This is a genomic window from Cytobacillus oceanisediminis (assembly GCF_004366035.1).
In the GTDB taxonomy this organism is placed as follows: domain Bacteria; phylum Bacillota; class Bacilli; order Bacillales; family Cytobacillaceae; genus Cytobacillus; species Cytobacillus oceanisediminis_C.
In genome coordinates this window covers 1-20,593 of record NZ_SOEE01000001.1, presented here as the reverse complement: position 1 = coordinate 20,593, position 20,593 = coordinate 1, and the positions used below count along the sequence as shown (strand labels likewise).

Sequence of the window (20,593 nt, the reverse complement as noted above, 5' to 3'; positions counted from 1 at the left end):
CCATTATAGATATTTTTTCTGCGGCTTAATATATCTTTTCATTTCTGCGGCCATCTTCCTTTTAACAGACACCGGAATGTCTGCCCGGGAAAGGTCCTCAGGGAAGGGGAAAATCCCATAGTCATTAAACCGCACCCGGATAATCCCTTCATATACAATTGTTTTATTAAAAAATGCCGTTGTTTGTACAAAGGCATTTTTTTCATTAATTACGCTGCCAAACTCTTCAATCCGCTGAATGAAAAATTTAAATGTATAAAGATCAGTATTAATATCGGTCACTTCCCTAAAGACGGAACTTATCAGTTTTCTGGTAAATTAATAATATAATAAAGAAAACAATTATTGAATAATAAATGCTTTTATGGCACTCTTATTTATAAGTTGAGCTACAAATGGTTTGGAGGTATTACTATGAAAATTGAACTGCTGAAATGTCATGGATCAGGAAATGATTTTTTTATAATAGATGAAATTTCCCATACGTATAATTTTACAGAAGAAAATCGTGCCGAGCTTGCCAAAGCAATATGTGACCGCAGCACTGAACTTGGTGCAGATGGAATTCTTTTCGTATTAAAAAGCGAAAAAGCAGATGCCAGGATGCGTGTTTTTAATCCGGATGGATCAGAAGCCTCAATGTGCGGAAATGGATTAAGATGCGTTGCCCGTTATGTATGTGAACTTCTTGGTCTAAAAGAAGCCATCATTGAAACCATGAAAGCGGATTTGCAGGTGAAAAAGCAAGAGGACATCTTTGAGGACATTCCGACTTATCTTGTTGAAATTTCCCCTGTTTCATTCGATTTGAAGGATCTTCCTTTAGTTCTCGATAAAGAAACTATAATTAATGAAAAAGTCAGAGGTATTTCAGAGGAATTAGTATTTACAGCATTAGCAGTCCCTAATCCCCACTTTGTTTCGATTGTGGAGAAAGAGCAAATTACATCTGACCTGCAAAAAAAGATCAGCGAATACTTGAACGGGCCAAATGATTTCTTTCCTGATGGAGTAAATGTCAGCTTTGTAAAGCCACTAAAAAAAGGGCATATTTATGTAAGGACATTTGAGCGGGGAGTAGGATTTACCAATGCCTGCGGTACTGCCATGTCCGCTTCAACACTTGTCACTTGCATGAATGGGCTGAATAAAATCGAAGAGCCTGTTGAAGTATACAATAATGGCGGAAAAGTGCGCTGTGTAGTTCACGAGAAGAATGGCAGGCAGTCCATTGATTTAATTGGGAATGCCAGCTATGTTTACCGCTGTGAAGCGGAGATCAATATGGAAAAACCAGCAAAGTTCACCCTATCCCCGAAAGAGGAACATACTGGAGAAATTAAGCAGTATGCTAAACTTCAGGAATATGCACAAGCAGTACTTAAAGAATGGATGTAGGATAAGGCACTGGCCTTATCCTTTTTTGTTTTGCTGTTTTAAAAAATCAAGCACCGGAGAAAAGGGCTGAATTTCCTTTGTCCGAAAATAAGAACTGAATGGATCTCCATCGCTGTTTACCCGTTTTATAAGATTGGTTATCTGAAATCGCTCCATTGTTAATTTCTCGTTGACTTCCTCCCAAAAAAGAGGAGCAGCAACAGTCGCTGCTTTATTTCCTCTTGCTGAATAAGGAGCAATGATTGTCTTGCCTTCTGCATGCTGGATATAATCCACATAAAGCCTGCCTCCGCGATTTTTCTTTAATCTTTCTATTGTGAAAGATTCTGGGTCATTGGTAATTAGATACTGGGCAATAAATTCGGTGAACAGCCGAGTATCATCAAAGCTATACGTATTTTCCTGCAGGGGGATATAGATTTGCAGACCTTTATTTCCGGATGTTTTAACAAAGCTGATTAATTTCAGCTGATCAAGCACCTCTTTAATCAATAGAGCAGCTTTAATGGCAAGATGAAAAGCATCCCTCGAAGGAGGATCTAAATCAAACACTATTTCGCTTGGTCCATTGCTGTAAATGGTCTTAAATGGGATATGAAATTCAAATGCCAGCTGGTTGCCAAGCCAGAGCAGTGTTTGAAGATTATTGCAGATGATATAGTTGATGCCTTCGGACGTTTCAGTTTCTACAATATCCGGTGCGTAATCAGGGCAATTTTTCTGGTAGAATGGCTCAGCAAAGATCCCATGCGGGTAGCGGATTACAGTTAAAAGCCTGTTCTTTAAAAATGGCAGCATATATGGTGCAATCTCTCTTAAAAAGTGAATGTAATCAATCTTTTGAATAGCTGGTGTTTCCCATAATGGCTTATCTGGATGGGTGATTTCTATTTCGGGAGGCAGGTTTTTCTGCTGTTGTATAAATTTATCATAAGTGCAGGCATCAGGCTTCAAATCGAAACGAAACTGGTGAAAATGCGGTTCACGCATTTGATCCTCATAAATCTCAAGATATTTAACTTCAACACATATTGCTGGTTCTACATAAATGAATTGGCTGTTTTCATCTGTTTTATTATCTTTGATTATTTGGAATAAGGCTTGTTTTTCATCGGGCTTCAACCCAAAAAGAAACTGTCCGATTGCAATGACACGATCCCCTTGGTATACACCAGCATAAAAGTAGCCATTTGATTTTTCATATGCAGTGATAAAGCAATTAACGTATTTCCAATTCTTGATTTTTAGCCATAAAGATGATCTCTTTCCTTCTTCCCACTTATTCTTCATCTGCTTTGCCACGATTCCTTCGCCATCATGCAGGACAATTTTTTCCCAAAGTTCATTAAAGCTGCGGTAAGGAGGGATTAATTGTATCAATCTCGGATCCTTCTCATCAGGCTTTAAGGGCATGTTACAATCTTCAAATAATGCTTCCAGCTCTGCTTTTCTGGTATAGTACTCTTTATTGGTCATCTTTTTGCCTTTCACCATCAAAATGTCAAAAATTAAAAGACGGCAGGGGGAAGTTTTTGCCTTTTCTTGAATTTTCTTTTCAGACCTCATCCTGCCCCTGACCTGGATGGACGCAAAATTGGCTTTATAGGGATTCTCCAGAAAGACTAATTCTCCATCTAGTGTAAGTGGAAGGTATGGTTCGAATTTATCTTTGTTTTGCTCCAAAAATTCCTTAATTTCGGGGAAGATATGTAATAAAGGTTTATCATTCCTGCTTGTCAGTCTGGGTTTCTTTTCCAAGTGCAGGATTGCTCTAAAACCATCATACTTTGCTTCAAAGAGCCATTCCTTCTCTTCCGGCACATCAAAAGTTAATGTAGGAAGCATTGGTCTCATTCAATTTGGCCTCCTTTACAATCGTTACTATAGTTTTGGCCATTGCCGCTAAAACTACTCAGTTTCCAAATGTTTTAGCGTATCTCCCATTTTGTTAATACACAAATTATGAGTACTACATCTAATAAGAATGGGAGTTTGACTATGCATACAATGTGGAAAGGAAGCATCAGTTTTGGGCTGGTGAATATACCAATTAAGCTGCACTCGGCTACAGAAGATAAGGATATTAAGCTGAGAAATCTTCATAAAGAATGTCATTCGCCAATTAAATACGAGAAAACATGTCCTGTTTGTGAAGTAGAAATTAAAAACGAAGATATTGTAAAAGCTTATGAATACACAAAAGGAAAGTTTGTCGTTTTAGAGGATGAGGATTTAGAAAAGCTTAAACAGGAAAATGAGGATAAAGCTGTCGAGATTGTGGACTTTGTTAAAATACAGGAGATCGATCCGATTTATTATAATCGCACGTATTATATGTCTCCAGGGGATGGAGGAGGGAAAGCCTATTCCCTTTTAAGAAAAGCACTGGAGACGTCAGAAAAGGTAGGTTTGGCAAAGATTATTATTCGCTCCAAAGAACAGCTGGCTGTGGTCAGGGTATATGAAAACACTCTTGTTATGGAGACGATTCATTACCCCGATGAAGTGCGTAAGGCTGCGGATGTTCCTAATGTACCTGCAGAAGACAAAGTGACTGATAAGGAAATCGATACTGCCATCATGCTGATTGATCAATTAACCACTGAATTTAAGCCCGAGAAATATAATGATGACTACCGGACAGCTCTTTTGGAGCTTATCGAAGCAAAACGTACGGGCAAAGATATAGTCACACCTGTTGAAAAAGAACCTGCAGCCAATGTAACCGACCTTATGGCTGCCCTGCAGGCATCCATTGATAAAACTAAGCCTGCCGATGCAGAAACAAAGAAAAAACCGGCAGCTAAAAAGAAACGGGCTCCTGCAAAAACAAAAGGAAAAAAGCAGGCTTAATAGAAATAAAACCGATTTTGCTGTTGCAAACTCGGTTTTTTACTGGAGCTATTTTTTTTAAAAAAAAGCCTTCAAAAAATGTTCCGTTTGTTAAAGTTAGTGGTAATCCTATAAATAAAAAGGATTTGTTTAAATGGACAGAAAGAATTTAACATCAAAAAATATCATCTACTTAACGTTGGCAGCTGCAATTATTGGCGGATTTTTGCTGCTTTTTATTGAAATAGTGGATGAATTAAAGGAAAATGAGCTAATACAATTTGATGAAACTCTGATTCAGTATGTACAGGCCTTTATTTCTCCCCGGCTCACGGAGTATATGAGTGTGATTACTTTTTTGGGGTCGGTAAAATGGCTGGCCTTTTCTGTACTTATGGCAGCCGTACTTTTGTTTATGTTTAAAAAGAGTTCACTTGCATGGTTCATGATTCTTTCATCTGGTCTTGGAGCACTTTTCAACTTGCTGCTGAAATGGATTTTCAAAAGAGAACGACCGGATATCAGACCTCTGATCGAGGAGCAGGGATTCAGTTTTCCGAGTGGCCATTCAATGGGATCTTTTATTTTTTATGGCTCGTTGGCCTATATGATCATCCATTTGGCAAAAAGAAAACGATGGAAGACAGCATGGACCGTGCTGCTAGGCTGTTTTATCATCATGATTGGGTTAAGCCGCATCTATTTAGGCGTTCATTTTCCCAGTGATGTAATAGCTGGTTTTGCAGCCGGAGGTGCCTGGCTGACAATCATGATAATTGGATTCCGCTATTATGAGTACCTTAAAAATGTATAATGGGTATTGAGAAATGTGCAGTTTCTTTATAACATAGGGAAATAACAGATACAGGAGTGGGAACAATGAATCAAAAAATTTTGCCGGCATCTTCAAACATGAAAGAATTTGAAAAGTTCCTGAAAAGTCCCTTTGACATTGGAGTATTTCTCGATATGCACATTTCGCAGCTGAAGAATGTTTCGCAGATGGCAAAAGCATATAACAAAAAAATGATCTATCATGTTGATCTTATTCATGGCTTGAAAAGCGATGACTATGCCGCAGAATATATTTGCCAGGAATTTAGGCCTTACGGGTTAATTTCTACTAAATCCAGCGTCATCCTGAAAGCAAAGCAAAAAGGAGTAATCGCTGTCCAGAGGATTTTCCTCATCGATTCTCACGCGCTTGAAAAAAGTTATAAATTAATCGAGAAAACCAGGCCGGATTACATAGAAGTTTTGCCGGGAGCCATGCCATGGATGATAAAAGAAGTGAATGAACGTTTGAATACCCCTATATTTGCTGGAGGGCTCATCCGATCAGAAGAAGAGGTGAAGAATGCGCTTGATGCAGGAGCAGCTGCCATTACAACTTCGAAAATTGAATTATGGGAAAGGTTTTCATAAAAATGTTAAAAGAAAGTTTGACAACGTTTTCATAGACTTGTATACTCGGTTTAACAAGTTAATTTATGTGTCGGAGATTAGGAGATTCACACAGTTTAGCCATTAATGGCTTAATCTGTCGTGAATCTCCTTTTTGTTTCCGATCACCAAAAGGGAAAGGGGATTTTTTCAGATGTCTGCATTTATGGGAGAAATAATTGGAACGATGATCTTAATTGTATTTGGAGGAGGCGTTGTTGCCGGAGCGAATTTAAAAAAGACTTTCTCTTTTAATGGCGGGTGGATTGTTATCACGGTAGCCTGGGGACTTGCTGTAACGATGGGGGTTTTTGCTGTTGGGTCGATTAGCGGGGCACACTTGAATCCTGCTGTGACAATCGGATTTGCGCTTAGCGGAGATTTCCCCTGGGCAGACGTGCCTGGCTATATTCTGGCTCAAGTCCTGGGAGGTTTTTTGGGAGGGGTCATTGTATTCCTTCACTATCTGCCGCATTGGAAGGAAACAGAAGACCAGGGTGCAAAACTTGCTGTTTTTTCAACAAGTCCTGCGATACCCCATACATTTTCAAATTTATTAAGTGAAATGATTGGGACGTTTATTCTGGTACTGGGATTGATGTTTATTGGAGCAAATCAATTTACAGAAGGATTAAATCCGATTGCTGTTGGCCTTCTGATCGTTGTAATCGGAATGTCGCTTGGCGGGACAACTGGATATGCAATTAATCCGGCTCGAGACCTGGGACCGCGCATTGCTCATTTTCTTCTTCCCATTGCAGGAAAAGGGAAATCGAACTGGGGGTATGCATGGATACCGGTAGCTGGGCCAATCCTCGGGGGTCTAATGGGCTCTGCATTCTATCAAGTGATGTTCGATGGCAAGGCTTCAGGCAGGTTATGGGCAGTGCTGGGTGTTAATATAATAGTATTAATTCTTTCATATATTTTTGGCAATAAACAGCCAGGAGAAGTAGATTCTTCAAAAGTGGCAGCATAAATAAGAATAATGAGTGAGATTGGGAGGAGTCAATTGTGGAAAAGTATATTTTATCTTTAGATCAGGGGACTACAAGTTCGCGTGCTATCCTATTTAATAAAAAAGGGGAAATAGTTCACACAGCACAAAAAGAGTTCACGCAGCATTTTCCAAAGCCTGGCTGGGTTGAACATAATGCTAATGAAATATGGGGTTCAATATTATCGGTTATTGCCGGTGTTTTTTCGGAATCCGGGATTAAACCTGAGCAAATTGCCGGCATTGGCATTACAAATCAGAGGGAAACAACAGTAGTTTGGGATAAAGAAACGGGAGCCCCGGTTTACAATGCGATTGTCTGGCAATCAAGGCAGACAAGCGACATTTGCGATGAATTGAAGGAAAAGGGCTATAACGATCTATTCAGAGAAAAAACCGGTCTATTAATAGATGCATACTTCTCTGGAACAAAAGTTAAGTGGATCCTGGATCAAGTGGAAGGGGCAAGGGAAAAAGCTGAACAGGGGAAATTATTATTTGGAACCATCGATACATGGCTAATCTGGAAACTATCCGGAGGAAAAGCGCATGTTACCGATTACTCGAATGCGTCCCGTACATTGATGTTTAATATTCACGAACTTAAATGGGATGAAGAACTGCTTAACATTCTTGGAGTTCCGAAAACGATGCTGCCTGAAGTGAAGCCATCTTCAGAAGTGTATGCCAAGACAATTGACTATCACTTTTTCGGAAAAGAAGTTCCCATCGCCGGGGCGGCGGGTGATCAGCAGGCAGCGCTGTTTGGACAAGCATGCTTTGAGAAAGGAATGGCAAAGAACACTTATGGCACCGGCTGCTTCATGCTTATGAATACAGGGGAAAAAGCAGTGCAATCTGAACATGGGCTTCTAACCACTATTGCCTGGGGACTTGAGGGGAAAATTGAATATGCACTGGAAGGCAGCATTTTTGTTGCGGGCTCTGCCATTCAATGGCTCCGTGATGGAATGAGAATGCTAAAGGATGCAAAGGACAGCGAAAGCTATGCAAAAAAAGTTGACTCGACAGACGGGGTTTATGTAGTTCCGGCATTTGTCGGCCTCGGAACTCCATATTGGGACAGTGATGTAAGGGGAGCAGTGTTCGGAGTGACACGAGGAACGACTAAAGAGCATTTTATCCGTGCGACACTTGAGTCACTTGCTTATCAGTCAAAAGATGTTCTATCTGCCATGGAAGCGGACTCTGGCATTGAACTTAAAACGCTTAGAGTAGATGGAGGTGCCGTGAAAAATAACTTCTTGATGGAGTTTCAGTCTGATATTTTAAATGTGCCGGTTGAAAGGCCGACAATAAATGAAACTACCGCGCTTGGGGCCGCTTATCTAGCAGGATTGGCCGTCGGGTTCTGGAGATCCCAGGATGAAATTTCTGAACAGTGGGCGATAGATCAATCATACCATCCTTCGATGGAAGAAGAAGTCCGTGCAGATCTTTATCAAGGCTGGAAAAAAGCTGTAAAGGCAGCAATTGCATTTAAATAATCAGAAGCAAGTTTTATACACAAATCAAATCATTTATGTTATAATAAGCTCAAGTTAATAGTTCGGCAGGAGATGCGGAGAGACCACAAAATCATTATCGGAAGATCGATAATGTATTTTGTGGTCTCTTTTTTATTACCTGCTAAAAAGGGTAGTTACAACCAACTATCCTTTCGACAAGGAGGAGACAGCAATGACATTTTCGAATTTACATCGTACTGAAATGATAAATACTCTGACAACGGAAAATTTTGATGTTCTGATTATTGGCGGCGGCATTACGGGGGCGGGAATTGCTTTGGATGCAGCAACTCGGGGGATGAAACCAGCACTCGTCGAAATGCAGGATTTCGCAGCAGGAACTTCCAGCCGTTCAACTAAATTAGTTCATGGAGGATTAAGATATCTTAAGCAATTTGAAGTGAAAATGGTAGCGGAAGTCGGCAAGGAACGGGCGATCGTTTATGAAAATGGGCCACATGTGACAACACCCGAGTGGATGCTGCTTCCAATGCATAAAGGAGGGACATTCGGAAAGTTCAGCACTTCAATTGGCCTTAGAGTTTATGACTTTCTTGCGGGCGTCAGAAAATCTGAACGCAGAAGTATGCTCAATGTCCAGGAAACAATATCAAAAGAGCCGCTTGTAAAAAAAGATGGACTTAAAGGCGGCGGATATTATGTGGAATACCGCACAGATGATGCACGGCTGACAATAGAGGTAATGAAAGCTGCGGCAGATAAAGGTGCAACGCCTGTTAACTATTTAAAAGTCGAAAAACTTTTATATGATGAACAAGGAAAAGTATGCGGTGCTGCTGCTGCAGATCAGCTGACAGGCAAAGTGTATGAAATTAGAGCGAAAAAAGTCATTAACGCAGCAGGTCCGTGGGTTGATTCCATCCGGGAGAAAGACGGGTCAAAGAAAGGAAAGGCCCTGCGTCTGACTAAAGGTGTTCATTTGGTTATAGATCAGTCAAAATTTCCTTTAAAGCAGGCTGTATACTTTGATACACCTGATAAAAGAATGGTTTTTGCTATACCGAGAGACGGCAAAACATATGTGGGGACAACAGATACTTTCTATGATTCAGATCCTGTAAATCCAAAAATGACTGCAAGTGACCGAACATACATCATCAATGCAATTAACTTCATGTTCCCTTCAGTGAAAATTTCGGAAAATGACATTGAATCCAGCTGGGCAGGCGTTCGTCCGCTAATTTGGGAAGAAGGAAAAGATCCTTCGGAAATTTCGCGCAAAGATGAAATATGGGAGTCGGATACAGGTTTGCTGACAATTGCTGGCGGAAAACTGACAGGATACCGGAAAATGGCCGAAACTATTGTTGATTTGCTTTCTGAAAAATTCAGACAGGAATCAAATAGGACATTCAGCGGAAGCATTACAAAGACACTGCCCATTTCAGGAGGGAATGTAGGAGGATCATCCAAATTCCAGGAATTTATCGTTTTACAGACTGAAAAAGGAACCAGTATGGGTTTATCAGAAGAACAGTCCAGACACCTTGTAAAAATGTATGGTTCAAACGTTAAAGTCATTTTTAACATGATTGAAGCGAAAAGAACTGAAGCAGAAAATTATGGACTGCCGATTGTATTATGGGCAAAGCTGAAATATGCAATTGAACATGAAATGGCTGCCACCCCTGTTGACTTTTTTAATCGCAGAACAGGAGCACTTCTTTTTGATATTGAAACTGTAAGAACTTATCAAAAGCAAGTAATTTCATATATGGCTGATGCATTTAAATGGGATACAGCTGAAGAAAGTAATTTTGAAAACCAGCTGAACCAGGAACTCAGTTTTGCGGTAAATCCGGATGATCTGGTTTAAAACTCTCCAATTTGGGGAGTTTTCTTTTTTAAGGAGTATTTTCATAAACAAAAGGGACATTCCGTAGGCATACTATAGACTAAATACGTAATGGAGGTGACTTATGTACAATGTTCTCATGTTTGTTGACTCAGGGGTTGATGATTCACTTGCCCTTATGTATGCCCTTCAGCATCCCGAGATTAATTTGGTAGGTGTAGTCAGCGCTTATGGCAACATATCTAAAGAAGAATCTATTAATAATACTGCTTATTTACTGAAGCTTGCAGGCAGAGAGGATATTCCCGTTATAGCAGGGGCGAGCGGGCCATTATCAGGGGAGACCGCTGTCTTTTATCCTGAAATTCACGGGGAGGAAGGACTTGGGCCGATTCAGCCTCCGAAGGACTTCAGCAATAATATAGAGGTTTATGATATAAATAAAATTATTGAAATTGTAAATAAATACAAGAATGACCTTGTGATCGTTGGTGTTGGGAGACAGACAGATTTGGCATTGCCGCTCATCCTGTATGGAAAGGATGCATATAAAGATGTAAATGCATTTTATGTAATGGGCGGTGCGTTTCTGGTTCCGGGAAATGTAACACCAGAGGCTGAGGCGAATTTTTACGCTGACCCCATTGCAGCGGATTCAGTGCTTGAGAAAGCAAAAAATATTTATATATTTCCTCTTAATGTAACAAATAAAGCGATAATCAGGCCTGAGACGATTAATTTTATTGCAAATAATACCCGATCACCTTTCAAAGATTTAATCCAACCTGCTTATGATTATTATTATGAGGCTTATCAACAGCTTGTCCCAGGAATTAAGGGTGCACCGCTTCATGATGTTCTTGTACTAAGTGTTCTCACCAATCCCGATCTCGTCAAATATGTAAAACGAAGAGTGAGAATTGAACAGTTTGGAAAGGCAAAGGGAAAAAGCATAGCTGACTTTAGGCCGAAACCCGAAGAGGAACCGCCGGAAACACTTGATAATATAGCGATGGAACTTGACCTGCAACGTTTTATCATTGATTTTATAGAGGTTTTCCTTTCGCAGAAAAACCAGAAATAGCTTTTGACACCTGGTGTTAAAAGCTTTTTTTGTGTGGTGCAGAAGGGGATTGGGGATTTCACATAGAATGTATTAAGATGGAAAACATTTGCATTCAGGGAGCGTATCTTCAAATGGCAATAAATCCATTTAGTTTCTGCATACATTAAACAAATCAAATGGAGGCTTTCAAATTGCTAAAAAACAAAAAATTAAACAGGGCTCTATCAATTCTTGGAATGGTCATAGCCATTGCCATAGCCTATAGTGTACTTGTCTTTTTAAATAAGGACGAATCCAAGGTCCAAAAAACCTCTGCGAATGCAGAGACATCCGAACGGGAATTAATGTACGATGATTTAGGAGACTTCATTGCCTCCAATCATACTTATTATAATGAAACACTTGGGTGGGGCAGAGACCGTAAAGTCAAATGGCCTAAACAAAGAAAACAGGCTGAATTAATCGTAAACTCGTTAAAAAAAATATCAGCAGAGAATAAGGATCTGCAGCATGACCTGGACACAATACTAAGTCTGGCAGAAACTGTGCAGTCGGGCACTAAGGAAAAGGATGTTCTAATTAAACTGCACCGATATTTTCATGATTTGGATATTGGCTTTAATGACTATAAAGACACAACTGATTATTTTGATGTAACTGAGTATAAAGGAGAAGGCTAATAAGAGAGTGACAAGTTATTTTCTTGACACTTTACCCCATATAAGGTAACATAGTGAATGAAGTATTTGAGGTATATTGTTGAAGTCGTTAATTCACGTGGATTGTTCGGCAGCCGAACCTTCTTTTTTTTGTGAAACTGCGGCTTTTTATTATGTTTTATGCTCTTTAGGATTTTGAAAGAGTAAGCATGTGTTTGTAATTAAGAATAATTTGTGTGGACAGCTTAATGCTGAATTTTCTTCTTAATCATCTTCTATAAACCAGACACTTCTCCGTATTTTTACTTCAGTAAGTTTCTTACCATTTAATATTAAAATCTCAGAGAGCATCTAAGTCGGAAAGGATTCCGACCAACCTGATTCCCACTGGCGCGGTCTAGGAGCCGCAAGGATGGAAGAGAGGCAGGGCTTTCATTGTTTTAGGTAATAATTCATTAACTCAAATATATCACTTATAAGGACAGTATTTGCTGTCCTTTTTTATTTTTTTCAAAAAACACGAACGTTTGAATAAGTTCGTGTTTAATTATTTGTGTTTTTGTGGTATGATGTATTCATTAGAATAGCTTATCAAAATCGCAGTGACTGACGACAATGCGGAATGAACCGCTGGGGAGCTGCGTCTATGTATAGCCGGTCGTCTGGGCAGAGATAAGGGATACCCTTGTCTCTTTTTTTCATAATAAAATGGAAAAGCCCGTCAGTCAGCCGAATAGGTGCTTTTCCTATAGGAGGAATATGCATGGAAAAAAAGATTATTCTTGATGGAAATGTTGTGGCAAAACATGTGAAAGACCAATTAAAGAATCGAATTGAAGAATTGAAGGGGAAGGATGTCGTCCCTTGTTTAGCCACTATTTTGGTGGGAGATGACCCTTCCTCTGAAACATATGTAAGAATGAAGGGAAATGCCTGTGAGAAACTTGCCATTTTATCAAAACGTATCCATATGTCAAAGGATACAACAACACAAGAACTATTAGAGAAGATTACAGAATTAAACGATGATCCTTCTGTGCATGGTATCCTTCTCCAGCATCCCGTACCTGGACATATAGATGAACGAAAAGCTTTCGAAGCTATTGCTATTGAAAAAGATGTGGACGGTGTGACAAGCCTTGGATACGGACAGACTGCATTCGGATTTGGTGAATATCCTTCGTGTACACCTGCAGCCATTTTGGAAATTATGGATTTTTATAAATTGAATGCTGAAGGTAAGCATGCAGTAGTCGTAGGGAGAAGCCCGATCCTTGGCAAGCCGGTCTCGGCCCTTTTACTCAATCGAAACGCAACAGTCACTACGTGCCATTCATATACCCAAAACCTGCCCCAAATTGTAAAGCAAGCTGATATTGTAGTAGCAGCTGTAGGGAAACCTAACTTCATCAAGGGTGAATGGATCAAAGAAGGAGCTATTGTCCTTGATGCCGGGTATAATGAAGGAAATATTGGGGATGCAGAGTATGACAGCTGTTTTGAAAAGGCGTTTGCCATTACCCCCGTACCTGGAGGAGTTGGACCTGTTACGATTTCCATGCTTTTGAAGCATACTGTTCATGCTGCGGGAAAATCGCTTGAAATACACGAGAAGCATAAATAGTTCATTTAGCCCTAAATAAAAATTGATCTTTAAAAGGATTGACTTATAACTGGGTGTCGTTTATTATTAGGTTAACGCTGTAAAGTTCGTTATATACTTTTTGGATAAGTAGTCGTAGCTGCAAAGAAATGTAGGCGATCGTTCATCCTCATTTCTGGCAGCTGCGACTTTTTTATGTTTAAGTTTATATGGTACATTATAGTGAAAAACAATTTATTGGGAGGCAACACAAATGAACACAGGTAAAGTTAAATGGTTTAATGCAGAAAAAGGTTTCGGATTCATCGAATCTTCAGAAGGTCAAGATGTATTCGTACACTTCTCCGCTATCCAAACTGAAGGTTTCAAAACTTTAGAAGAAGGTCAAGACGTAACTTTCGAAATCGTTGAAGGTAACCGTGGACCTCAAGCTGCTAACGTAACAAAAGCATAATTTTGCTTAAAATGAGGTGATGCATGTCTAATCATGCATCACCTTTTTATGTTTGCTTATCCACTTTGTAGCCTTCAGCATTCCTCAAAACAGATCTTCTGCAATAACTGCTTTTAGGAATATGTATTTTTCATTTCACCCAATTAAAATTCTTCACTTACAAAAAGTTTAAAAATAGTGCAAACGGAAATGTAAAAAAGAGATACAAACTGGAAAGCCTAGTAAAGTGTCCATGTCTTTATACAAAAACAATCTTTCAGTACCTAATAAGATATGCAATTCAAGGAGGAACATATATTTTGACAACTTTTTCAGATTTTGGCTTAAGTAATGAAATAGTAAAAGCCCTTTCCAATATGGGCTTCGAGGAACCAACACCAATTCAGGCACAGGCAATTCCAATCGGAATGAAGGGTAAGGACATGATTGGCCAGGCTCAGACTGGAACTGGAAAAACCACCGCTTTCGGTGTGCCGCTGTTAGAGCAGATTGATTTAAACGAAGGTATTCAAGGTCTCGTCCTTGCGCCAACACGGGAGCTTGCTGTACAGGTGGCAGAAGAATTAAACCGTATAGGACAGGTAAAAGGAGTCCGGACACTTCCTGTTTACGGTGGTCAGGATATCACCCGCCAAATCCGTGCGCTTAAAAAGCGCCCTCATATTATTGCTGCTACACCGGGAAGGTTAATTGATCATATTGAAAGAAAAACAATCCGTTTAAGCGACATCAAGATGGTAGTTCTGGATGAAGCGGATGAAATGCTTAATATGGGATTCATCGAGGACATTGAAAGAATTTTAAGTGAAATTAAAGGTGAGCGCCAAACCCTTCTTTTCTCTGCAACAATGCCGAAAAGAATTCAGTCTCTTGCTGAAAAATTCATGCAGGAACCAGAAATGGTTAAAGTCAAAGCGAAAGAAATGACTGTTAAAAATATTGAGCAGTACTATATGGAAGTGCATGAAAAACAAAAATTTGATGTGCTTTGCAACCTGTTGGATATTCAGTCACCTGAACTGGCTATTGTGTTTGGAAGAACTAAAAAGCGTGTAGATGAAGTGGTGGAAGGTCTTATCAAGAGAGGCTATTCGGCTGAAGGGATTCATGGTGATATTCCCCAGGCGAAAAGAGATCAGGTTATCCGCCGATTTAAAGAGCAGACAATCGATATAATGGTAGCCACTGACGTTGCTGCACGAGGTCTAGATATTTCAGGCGTTTCCCATGTTTATAACTTCGATATCCCGCAGGATCCTGAAAGCTATGTTCACCGGATTGGACGTACTGGGCGTGCTGGAAATAAAGGGCTGGCAATTACGTTCGTTTCTCCAAGAGAAATTGACCACCTGAAAATAATTGAAAGTGTTACAAAGAGCAAAATGACGAAAAAGCCTGTTCCTTCCTTTAAGGATGTTGTTGCAGGCAATCAGCAGGCGACTATTAATAAACTTATGGAAGTTATTGAAAAAGAAGAACATGCAGACTTCAAGAGAGTGGCGGAAAGTCTTCTTGAAGATACAGATTCTGTTACTTTGCTTGCTGCAGCCATCAAATTGCTGACTAAAGGTCCTGATGTAACACCGGTTAAATTAACTGCGGTGGAACCTATCCGTGTCAGAAAACCTAAAGGTGATCGCGGCGGGAGAAGATTCAACGACAGGTCAAGAGGCGGCGGCCGTGATAGAAGAGATTTTAAAGGCGGCCGGGACAGACGCACTAAAAACCGAAGCAGCAGCAATAAGGGATAATGCAGTCTAATATCCGAGAGAAAATGGATATATTGATTTTTTTCAGTGCTTTTTGAACATTTTATTATAAAATTTGAGGAATTTACCCATATTAGTAAATGCAGGGTAAAAAATCACTCTGTGAGTTATAGATATTAGGAGGAAATTTACATGGCAACAGGCAAAGTAAAATGGTTTAACTCAGAAAAAGGTTTTGGTTTTATCGAAGTTGAAGGCGGAGAAGATGTATTTGTTCATTACTCTGCAATCCAGACAGAAGGTTTCAAAACCCTTGATGAAGGCCAGGAAGTTAACTTTGACATAGAGCAGGGCCAGCGTGGACCTCAAGCTGTAAATGTAACAAAGTTATAATTGATTGATAAGAGAGTCCCCTTTTTTAGGGGCTCTTTTATTTTTGGGGTAAAATAGGGTATAAAAGCAAGAGGGAAGGAATGATGGTGATTAAAATCCTTATTCTGTCTGATACTCACATGCCCAAGAAGGCAAAACAACTGCCTGATATTCTTCTGAATAAACTTCTCAGCTGTGATTTAATTATTCATGCAGGTGATTGGCAGGGCGTCGAACTGTATGATGAATTAAAACAATATGCACCTGTTGAGGGGGTATATGGAAATACCGACAGTGATGAACTCTGCTCCATTCTTAAGAAAAGAATACTGCTTGAAATAGAAGGCTTTAAAATTGGGGTTGTCCATGGACATGGAAAGGGAAAAACAACTGAAAAAAGAAGTATAGAAGCTTTTGATAATGAAAATGTTGATGCTATTATATTTGGGCATTCACATATCCCGATAAAGAAACTCCATAATGGAATAATACTGTTTAATCCCGGGTCTCCGACAGATAAGCGCAGGCAGCCGAACTATTCGTTCGGCACCCTGGAGATTTCAGATGAGATGACATTCAATCATATTTATTTCGATTCAAAAGAATAAAACCTGTTTCAAACTTTGAGTGTGTTCAGATCATATTCGTAATAATCTTGTGTGCCGTATGGTTCAAAGCCGCATGATTTGTATAATGAAAGTGCATGGTCATTTTCTGCAGCTACTTCAAGGTGCACCCAGCAAACTCCCATGCTGTGCTGATGATTAACAACATTTGTAAGAGCGCCCCTGCCGATTCCCTTCCCCTGAAAAGAAGGACTAACAGCAAAGCCGTAAATCCACGCAGCATCTTTTTCTGTTTGAATCCTGATTTTGCCGGCTTTTTCGCTTTTGTATTCAATTATAAAAGTCCTCTCATTTTCACATGCAAAGATTTTAGTATTAAAAACCTCTGCTTCTTCTTTGGGGATATCAAAGCATACAGTATCCAAATGATTAAGGAATACAAGGTCACTGCTCATTGCTTGCCGCATAGTTACATCAGGGTTTGCTGTTTCGATTTTTTCGCTTTTATGGCGTTTCATTTGATACTCGGAGAATGAATAGGTGCAGGGTAATGATTTTATATAACCTTTTGCTGATTGGGAAGAGGCTGGAGCATTAATAAGCAATTTGCGTGCTTGGGCAAATTGTTTTACTGCCTCATTGAACAAGCTGGAGAAGATGCCCTTTCGTCTATGAATAGGGTGAACCATTCCGCATAATTCAATCGGACCTCCAAAATTATATAGAGCAAGGTAACCTAATAAATTCCCGTTATTATCATAATGGAAATAGTCATTTTCCTCACCGGCAGACCTTGACTTCAAGGTATCCCAGTTTAATTTTAATTTGATATTCCCTGTCTCTTCGCATAATTGCTGGAGAGAATGGATATCATTTAATTGTTTCTTTGTCAGCACTCGGGCGGCCTCCTAAATAAAAGAAATAATAAACCAATAATATAAGAAAACGATTCAAACTAATAGTCCTAAACTTCAATCTATTTGCTCTGGATTGAAATTATGTAAATAAATATAGCAATATGTTAGGATTGTATGGAAAAAGGGGGAGAATCAATGAAGAATTTCACAGTGATGTTCCATAAAGAAGATAATGTACAGCCGATGGCTGTTCAAAAATTAAATGAAAATGATTTTGAACTATACACAGAAGGCGGCACAAGGCATTTATTTGAATTGAACTCAAATGTAGGCTATTTTATATTTTTTGATGCAATTGATAAGGAGGGTAAGGAGTCTTATCTGGTTCTCTATTATGAAGGCGAATCGGAAGAACCCAGTGCATGCTTTGCTTTTGAATTAAAAGATTTCTATCAATTCACAGCTCTTTATCTGAATGACCTTGATTTTAATGAAGAAAATAATGTGGATAGGGAAGAAGCTTATACACCGATACAGCATTTGGCACATTTAATGTATCACATTATTGAAGAGGGTAATACAATTTAGTGATAAAATAAAAGAGCAGGGAAACCTGCTCTTACTCTTGTGTTTGAGAAAGGTTCTCTCTGCAGAAAGCAGAAATTTTTTTTTCTTCCTCCTCATCTAAAGCGAAATCCAATATGTTTCCTGAATGACTTTCAACAAAATGATAATTAAGAATCCTTTCATCTTCTCCATTTTTATAATAAAGCACCCTTAGCCTAATGCCATTCTCTGAATATAATTCATCGTCTTCATCTACATCGATATCCAAAAAGTATTCGTAGCGGTCACCCGTTAAAATGCCGGTAGGATCCTGTATGTACTCAACAGTATAACTTGTAATGTCCATGGTCTTCACCCTTTCTTTCGCTGCTGTACATGTCATTATACACTTTTCCCAGATTGGTTTAATAGTATTTATCAATTTGTTTCTAAGGCTGCTGTGTAAGTTTAGAACTTTTTGACAGCACCCTTTAAATATGTTATACTATTTTTAGTTAAAAGAATATAATATTGCCCATAAACACTTGTTATATAGAGCCAGTGGTTCGTCACTTTATATAGCAAGTGATTTTTATTTTGGGTAAGGGTCTTACTCTTTGGGAGGTGCCTGATTATGGCAATGGGATTTGGCAGAAAAAATTTGGAAGAAATCAAGGTTGAAGAAGTGAAAATCTGGGAGTGTACATCTGAGTCTTGCAACTGCTGGGTAAGGGACAATTTCAAAAGCAGCCAGTTACCTATTTGTCCGATTTGCAAAAGTGAAATGAAAGAAACGACTAAAGAATTGCAAGTCGTTAACAATAACAGCATCTTTTCTAAATAATAGTAAGGGCGATGATATCGCCCTTTATTTTTTGCTGATTTTTTCTATTACGCTTGTAAGCATATCAGATCTTAGAAATTCAATAGGGGAAAAGCCTTTTTAAACATAATACTTTCAGATTAAATAAGATTAAATAAGCAGTACATAACGGCATTTGCTTTGGCCATATGAATCGTTTCCCCTGAAAGGAGCCAGCTCACGGATAGTGGTCCATCTAACTTAAGCTCAAACTATGGAGATTGTTCAATAATTTATACGGCAGCTTCAATTGCCTGGTCTGTTGAATTTGGATTGGCTGCCCAAATTTCAATGCCGCCTTCCAATTGTTTTCTTCTTCGCTCTTCAATATATTCTTGTACCATCCCAGCATCTTGATTTTTACAATTTTGGCAGGGATCTTTGCAAGCTCACCACCAAAAAATCCATTCATGCACTATTCTCATATTCCTCTGAATCGAAAGTCTGAAAGTGTTAAGAGTACTTCTCAGCATTTTCCCCCTTCCCCTCGACCCGGACAACATAAAATGATAAATATTTAATTTCAAAATCCATACATTTTACCTACCTTCTTCACTTTACCTTTATAAATATAGGCAGGAGAAATCTCACATTAAATTGCCCTTCATTCAATGGTGAGTATATGTTTTCACATGATGAACAAAATAATGGAAACGCGCTAAACTGGATGTGGAAGAATGTCAAATTTGCTTTGGTTTCTTGGATTAGTGCTTATCAGCATAGGTCTTATTTATATAACTTTTATTAGAACTGAATTTCGGCATAATCTTGCGGTTTATTTCTTTGTTATGGGGCTATCTTTTTTAATGGAATACATTGTATTAATTTTAGGCGACGCATACTCTTATTACCCGAAATTATTTTCTATTCAATGGTATGATGATGTTTTTGGCTCCAGTATATCACAGGCTTTTTTTATTCCTAGTGTATTAATGGCAATAGCTGCTTTTAGAATTCGATTCAGATGGATTGTTTTCATAATCGCCGCTATATTTGGAATAGAAGAGCTGTTTCTCTGGCTGGGCATCTATCAACACAATTGGTGGAAATCCTGGTTTACCACGATTATCTTGTTTTCTTCAGTTTTTGTTATAAAATGGTGGAGGAATAGAGTTGAAGATCCCGCTTTTTTTATACAGTTTATAACAGTGTATATGGCCATCACCACAATTTTTCAGGGTATATATTTTGGTTTGACCGCTATCCTGGGAACCCATCAGTATAACATCGGGTGGTTTGATTCACCTTATCAGGACCATATAGCTTTCAGTGTTCTGGTTTGGATTATCTATGCACTGCTGCTGACCATTATCATAATAAAATATTATCGATTTAAATGGCTGGCCATATTATTTTTGGCTGATTTAGCTTTTCATTGCTTTATGCTGAAAATGGACATTTTAGAAATAAGCGCTTTTTGGAATCCTATTTACTTTAGTATGATACTTATGCTATTGCTGATGCTAATCAGAAAATTAAATAACTATATGTTTCCGTCAATTTGAAATCTATACTTTAGGAGGTGTTATCTATTGATCCAAAAAACTGGAATATAATACCACGAATAAAGCGTTGACCTGAAGCGCTGGCGGTGCTATTATTTAAGAACAGCTTTCACAAAATAACTGATTGAAATTATTTTTAAAATGTTATTGACGATGAAGGTTGTCAAGTGATATACTATAAAGGTTGCGTCGAAAGATAGCGGCTTGGAAGATTGGTCTTTGAAAACTGAACGAACAAAAACGTCAACGTTAAATCATTAGTCTTTTTTGAAAAGACAACTTATGAGCTTAATCAACTCTTATATGGAGAGTTTGATCCTGGCTCAGGACGAACGCTGGCGGCGTGCCTAATACATGCAAGTCGAGCGGACAGATGGGA

General features: G+C 38.9%; 21 protein-coding genes, 1 rRNA gene, 1 pseudogene and 1 riboswitch. Of the genes and pseudogenes, 18 read left to right on the top strand and 5 right to left on the bottom strand.

Features of this window, described 5'->3' with window-relative positions:
• Positions 1–3: 3 nt before the first annotated feature.
• On the bottom strand, positions 4–282 hold the full coding sequence (locus tag DFO72_RS00115) for a hypothetical protein (RefSeq protein WP_113885380.1): 279 nt from the start codon (positions 280–282) through the stop codon (positions 4–6).
• Positions 283–414: 132 nt separating this feature from the next.
• On the opposite strand from DFO72_RS00115, the gene dapF reads away from it, so the two are divergent.
• On the top strand, positions 415–1,398 hold the full coding sequence (gene dapF / locus DFO72_RS00110) for a diaminopimelate epimerase (protein ID WP_113885379.1): 984 nt from the start codon (positions 415–417) through the stop codon (positions 1,396–1,398).
• Positions 1,399–1,413: 15 nt separating this feature from the next.
• Here dapF and DFO72_RS00105 read toward each other — a convergent pair whose 3' ends face one another.
• Entirely contained in the window at positions 1,414–3,252 is a 1,839-nt protein-coding gene (locus DFO72_RS00105) for a DNA ligase D (RefSeq protein ID WP_113885378.1), read from the bottom strand.
• Between the two features lie 144 nt (positions 3,253–3,396).
• Between DFO72_RS00105 and DFO72_RS00100 the strand changes: the two genes are divergently transcribed.
• The 13 genes from DFO72_RS00100 to DFO72_RS00040 all read left to right on the top strand — a co-directional run bounded on the left by DFO72_RS00100 (position 3,397) and on the right by DFO72_RS00040 (position 16,486).
• Positions 3,397–4,251, top strand: coding sequence for a Ku protein (locus DFO72_RS00100; protein WP_113885377.1), 855 nt, complete (start codon positions 3,397–3,399; stop codon positions 4,249–4,251).
• Between the two features lie 133 nt (positions 4,252–4,384).
• Positions 4,385–5,044 (top strand): phosphatase PAP2 family protein, encoded by a 660-nt coding sequence (locus tag DFO72_RS00095; RefSeq protein WP_113885376.1) that lies wholly within the window; start codon positions 4,385–4,387, stop codon positions 5,042–5,044.
• Between the two features lie 65 nt (positions 5,045–5,109).
• Positions 5,110–5,655 (top strand): glycerol-3-phosphate responsive antiterminator, encoded by a 546-nt coding sequence (locus tag DFO72_RS00090; RefSeq protein ID WP_113885375.1) that lies wholly within the window; start codon positions 5,110–5,112, stop codon positions 5,653–5,655.
• A 172-nt stretch (positions 5,656–5,827) separates the two neighbouring features.
• A complete protein-coding gene (locus tag DFO72_RS00085) occupies positions 5,828–6,652 on the top strand; it encodes an MIP/aquaporin family protein (protein WP_113885374.1) in 825 nt (274 codons plus the stop codon).
• A gap of 35 nt (positions 6,653–6,687) precedes the next feature.
• On the top strand, positions 6,688–8,178 hold the full coding sequence (gene glpK / locus DFO72_RS00080; protein WP_113885373.1) for a glycerol kinase GlpK: 1,491 nt from the start codon (positions 6,688–6,690) through the stop codon (positions 8,176–8,178).
• A gap of 193 nt (positions 8,179–8,371) precedes the next feature.
• Positions 8,372–10,036: a glycerol-3-phosphate dehydrogenase/oxidase gene (locus tag DFO72_RS00075; protein WP_113885372.1), complete on the top strand. Its 1,665-nt coding sequence runs from the start codon at positions 8,372–8,374 to the stop codon at positions 10,034–10,036.
• 103 nt (positions 10,037–10,139) lie between these two features.
• Entirely contained in the window at positions 10,140–11,099 is a 960-nt protein-coding gene (locus DFO72_RS00070) for a nucleoside hydrolase (RefSeq protein WP_113885371.1), read from the top strand.
• A 173-nt stretch (positions 11,100–11,272) separates the two neighbouring features.
• Positions 11,273–11,761 (top strand): hypothetical protein, encoded by a 489-nt coding sequence (locus DFO72_RS00065; RefSeq protein WP_113885370.1) that lies wholly within the window; start codon positions 11,273–11,275, stop codon positions 11,759–11,761.
• 571 nt (positions 11,762–12,332) lie between these two features.
• A riboswitch (ZMP/ZTP riboswitch) is annotated at positions 12,333–12,415 on the top strand.
• 88 nt (positions 12,416–12,503) lie between these two features.
• On the top strand, positions 12,504–13,364 hold the full coding sequence (locus DFO72_RS00060) for a bifunctional 5,10-methylenetetrahydrofolate dehydrogenase/5,10-methenyltetrahydrofolate cyclohydrolase (protein ID WP_113885369.1): 861 nt from the start codon (positions 12,504–12,506) through the stop codon (positions 13,362–13,364).
• 232 nt (positions 13,365–13,596) lie between these two features.
• On the top strand, positions 13,597–13,797 hold the full coding sequence (locus DFO72_RS00055; protein ID WP_009332508.1) for a cold-shock protein: 201 nt from the start codon (positions 13,597–13,599) through the stop codon (positions 13,795–13,797).
• Positions 13,798–14,096: 299 nt separating this feature from the next.
• Complete coding sequence (locus DFO72_RS00050) at positions 14,097–15,548, top strand: DEAD/DEAH box helicase (RefSeq protein WP_113885368.1); 1,452 nt, start codon at positions 14,097–14,099, stop codon at positions 15,546–15,548.
• A 150-nt stretch (positions 15,549–15,698) separates the two neighbouring features.
• The gene (locus DFO72_RS00045) at positions 15,699–15,899 is read left to right on the top strand and encodes a cold-shock protein (protein WP_009332506.1); all 201 of its coding nucleotides are present in this window, start codon (positions 15,699–15,701) and stop codon (positions 15,897–15,899) included.
• A gap of 80 nt (positions 15,900–15,979) precedes the next feature.
• Positions 15,980–16,486 (top strand): metallophosphoesterase family protein, encoded by a 507-nt coding sequence (locus DFO72_RS00040; protein WP_113885367.1) that lies wholly within the window; start codon positions 15,980–15,982, stop codon positions 16,484–16,486.
• 8 nt (positions 16,487–16,494) lie between these two features.
• On the opposite strand, the gene DFO72_RS00035 is transcribed toward DFO72_RS00040, so the two are convergent.
• Positions 16,495–17,340 (bottom strand): GNAT family N-acetyltransferase, encoded by an 846-nt coding sequence (locus DFO72_RS00035; protein WP_113885366.1) that lies wholly within the window; start codon positions 17,338–17,340, stop codon positions 16,495–16,497.
• A 156-nt stretch (positions 17,341–17,496) separates the two neighbouring features.
• On the opposite strand from DFO72_RS00035, the gene DFO72_RS00030 reads away from it, so the two are divergent.
• Complete coding sequence (locus tag DFO72_RS00030) at positions 17,497–17,889, top strand: cytosolic protein (protein ID WP_113885365.1); 393 nt, start codon at positions 17,497–17,499, stop codon at positions 17,887–17,889.
• A 31-nt stretch (positions 17,890–17,920) separates the two neighbouring features.
• Here the strand turns inward: DFO72_RS00030 and DFO72_RS00025 are convergent, their stop codons facing one another.
• Positions 17,921–18,214, bottom strand: coding sequence for a DUF6509 family protein (locus DFO72_RS00025; protein WP_166672392.1), 294 nt, complete (start codon positions 18,212–18,214; stop codon positions 17,921–17,923).
• Positions 18,215–18,481: 267 nt separating this feature from the next.
• Between DFO72_RS00025 and DFO72_RS00020 the strand changes: the two genes are divergently transcribed.
• Positions 18,482–18,691 carry a cold-shock protein gene (locus DFO72_RS00020; protein ID WP_113885363.1) on the top strand — a complete coding sequence of 70 codons (210 nt, stop codon included), beginning with the start codon at positions 18,482–18,484 and terminating at the stop codon, positions 18,689–18,691.
• A gap of 376 nt (positions 18,692–19,067) precedes the next feature.
• Here DFO72_RS00020 and DFO72_RS30625 read toward each other — a convergent pair.
• Positions 19,068–19,243: pseudogene (locus DFO72_RS30625) on the bottom strand (DUF3900 domain-containing protein); the annotation flags it as partial.
• 143 nt (positions 19,244–19,386) lie between these two features.
• On the opposite strand from DFO72_RS30625, the gene DFO72_RS00010 reads away from it, so the two are divergent.
• A complete protein-coding gene (locus DFO72_RS00010; protein WP_113885362.1) occupies positions 19,387–20,214 on the top strand; it encodes a hypothetical protein in 828 nt (275 codons plus the stop codon).
• A 300-nt stretch (positions 20,215–20,514) separates the two neighbouring features.
• Positions 20,515–20,593 (top strand): 16S ribosomal RNA (locus DFO72_RS00005); the annotation flags it as partial.